General features: G+C 50.5%; 3 protein-coding genes. All 3 read right to left on the bottom strand.

The window, feature by feature from the left end:
- Positions 1 to 54 precede the first annotated feature (54 nt).
- Complete coding sequence (tnpC, locus tag ACSNJE_RS15855; RefSeq protein ID WP_495253066.1) at positions 55 to 1,602, bottom strand: IS66 family transposase; 1,548 nt, start codon at positions 1,600 to 1,602, stop codon at positions 55 to 57.
- A 107-nt stretch (positions 1,603 to 1,709) separates the two neighbouring features.
- Positions 1,710 to 2,066, bottom strand: coding sequence for an IS66 family insertion sequence element accessory protein TnpB (gene tnpB, locus ACSNJE_RS15860; RefSeq protein WP_474661797.1), 357 nt, complete (start codon positions 2,064 to 2,066; stop codon positions 1,710 to 1,712).
- Complete coding sequence (gene tnpA / locus ACSNJE_RS15865) at positions 2,060 to 2,383, bottom strand: IS66 family insertion sequence element accessory protein TnpA (RefSeq protein WP_474661795.1); 324 nt, start codon at positions 2,381 to 2,383, stop codon at positions 2,060 to 2,062. The genes tnpB and tnpA overlap by 7 nt, the downstream gene beginning before the upstream one ends.
- Between the last annotated feature and the right edge of the window lie 94 nt (positions 2,384 to 2,477).

A 2,477-nucleotide genomic window follows, 5' to 3' on the forward strand; every position in this document is an offset into this window, starting at 1 on the left:
ACGTAAGCGTAAAATAATCCCCACCTTGCAACTAAGGTAGGGACTCAAATAGGCTTAATTATTGACCCGGCAGCTACTGGGTAAGGTAGTTGACCAGGGAAGCAACTCGTCTAAAGCGTTATTATCGTCGATATCAATGTTGGGAAGCTTTTCGAAGAGATAGCTAAGGTAGTGGAAGGTATTTAATCCATTTTCCTTCGCCGTTTCTACGATGCTGTAAACAATAGCGCTGGCCTGAGCACCCCGGGGGGTATTGGCAAACAACCAATTCTTGCGGCCAATGACAAAGGGCTTGATGGAGCGTTCACTGCGGTTGTTATCGAGTTCCAATCGTCCATCTTGTAAAAAGGCTTCAAGTTTATCCCACTGGCTCAGGCAGTAGTTAATTGCCTGACCGAAGGAGCTTTTGGGAAGCACTTGCGATTTTTTGCTTTTAAGCCATGCCAAAAAGGCATCCAGTACGGGACGGCTGCGCACCTGACGAATTTGATAACGTTCATCCGGAGGAGCATCTTTCAAATCGCGCTCAATGGCAAAGAGGCTGTTGCAGAACTCCAGCCCCTTCCTGGCGGCTACGGCTGCCGCGCGTTTTTCATCCGGCAAGGCCTTTAGGGCTTCATCGAACTTGCGCCGGGCATGAGCCCAACAACCTACCAGGGTAATATCCGGCAGGTCATTGTAGCCGGCGTAGCCGTCGACATGCAAATAGCCTTTGAAGCCTGCCAGAAACCGGCGGGGGTGTTTGCTGGCCCGGGTGGTCTGATATTCATAAAGAACGATGGGTGGTCCCTCCCGCCCGGTACGGTAAAGCCAGAGGAACGACTTGGTCTCAGCAGCCCGGCCCGGTTCACGGAGGACCTGCAAGGTTGTTTCATCGGCATGCAAGATATCTCGTTTGAGCAGGTACGCGTGCAGGCGGTCATAGACCAGCCTCAACCAGTTATTTGCTCCGTGGAGCACCCAGTTGGCAAGGGTCTGACGGGACAATTCAATACCCAGACCGGCAAACTGCTGCTCCTGACGGTAGAGAGGCAGACCTTCCCCATATTTTTGGTTCATGATGTAAGCCATGACCGAGGGAGATACCAAACTTCCGGGAAGTACAGGCGCAGGCATTGGGGCCGTGACAATGGGAGTGGTTATCTCCTCCCGCTCGCAACGGCGGCAGGAATAAACATAACGCACATGCTTGACCACTTTTACCTGAGCCGGAATGACCTGCAATTCCTGCCGTACCTCGGTACTCATTTCATGTAAAGGACCGCCGCAACACGAACAGAACTGCTCTCCCTCCGGCAAACGGTGTTCAACCGTCTCCACCGGCAGGTTTTCGAGTGCCATCTCCCGGTGCCCGCGTTGTTTGCGGCGCCGGTAGGTAATCGTTTCCATGGTTGGCTCGGCTGGAGCCGCTTGAGCTTCCACTTCCGCCTCATTAAAAAGCAAAAGCTGCCAGTGTTCAGGAGCAGTCCGTTCGCTGGAAACACCAAATTGCCGCTGTTTACTCAAGCGAAACTGCTCCATAAACCAGTTTAGCTTGGCGGTCAATTCAGCGTTTTCCCGTTCCAGTTGAACACAGCGCTTTTGCAGTTCTTCAACAGTCATGGTGGTGATATTTTTTGAAGTACTCATATTTTAATAATTCGACAAATCACGCCAATATCCTCTAAAATTGACCAGAAACTTAAAATATTTCTGCCTGATGATTTCTATTACAAAATGGTGCGTGCTTTTACCTCAGGATGTGCTTGGGGCTGTTTTAAGGGGAGGCCATCGAGCAACCAGCGCAACTCCCGGTGGCTAATGGTGACAGTTGAAGAACCGGCTTCTGCCGGCCAGGGAAATTTGCCCTTCTCTAACCGGCGGTAATGGAGCCAAAACCCATTGTGGTCCCAGTGGAGAATTTTAAGTTTATCGCGCTGCCGGTTGCAGAAAACAAAAAGGCAAGGGGAGAAGGGATCCAGTTTGAACCCTTCCTTGACCAAAACCGCCAGCCCGTCAATGGATTTGCGCAAATCAGTAGCACCGCAGGCGAGATAAACCCGGTCAATACCAAATTCGTTCAGCATAACGTTACCAGGACCCGGATTACTTGGGAGAGCAAAGCCGGATCAAAGCCTGGTCTTACCTCGATGCCGACCTGCCCCACTTTAACCAACAAGGCCTTGCCTTGGTCTGTAGAAATCTGTTCGCTTAATTCTACTGGCAGCCACTGGGTTGACTTGACGTGGGAAGCATCTTTTTCGTTCTTAAACTTTCGGAGCCAATACCATAATTGCCGAATGGGTATATTATGGGCTGTGCACCATTCTTTAGCACTTTGACCGCTGGCACGATATTCAGAGATCCGGGCCTCCCATAGTTTTTGCAGTTCAGCTTTTGTCATAAAAAAATCCTCCTCGGCTAATATTCGATATTCTTGAGGAAGATTATCCTATAAACCCGAGGATAAAGCCAGGTGGGTAGAGTTTGACGCTTAC

Source organism: Thermincola sp. GK-1 (assembly GCF_059412445.1).